This is a genomic window from Psychrobacter sp. 1U2 (assembly GCF_051847575.1).
Window position 1 is genome coordinate 1 of record NZ_JBPYDC010001881.1, and the last position, 505, is coordinate 505.

1 protein-coding gene is annotated in these 505 nt (G+C 44.0%); it reads left to right on the plus strand.

Annotation, left to right across the window (positions count from 1 at the left end; translation table 11 throughout):
* Nucleotide 1 precedes the first annotated feature (1 nt).
* A partial coding sequence (locus ACS8FD_RS24925) for a primosomal protein N' family DNA-binding protein (protein ID WP_459252196.1) occupies nucleotides 2-505 on the plus strand: 504 nt, incomplete at its 3' end.

Here is a 505-nt window from a genome sequence, read left to right on the forward strand (position 1 = left end):
GTTGGTACAAGTTGCTCTACCCGTGCCCCTTTATCGGGTATTTGACTATAGCGTATCAACTGATAACAACATCTCATCAAACGTCTCTTTACCTCAGATTGGTAGCCGTGTCGAGGTATCATTCGGTCATCAAACCCTAATCGGTATTGTAATTGCTCATATCGCTAGAGCCGATAGCAATGTACCTAGCGGTAAGCTTAAACCTATTAATAAATGCTTAGATGCTGAGCCTATTTTAAATGCCAGTATGTTAAAACTTGCCTATTGGCTTGCGCGTTATTACCACTATCCGCTCGGTGATGTTCTAGCCGTTATCTTGCCAAGCCTAGTGCGCCAAGGCAAGCCGTTGGACTTACTGATTACACATTGGCGAATTTTGCCGCATGTAAGCGAAGATGACTTTCATGCCAATGCAAAAAAACAAAAGCAGCAGTTTGATATGCTCAAACTACATGGCGCGCGCGGTGCTAGTGAAGATGTACTGTTATTAGAAGGTATGGAGCGC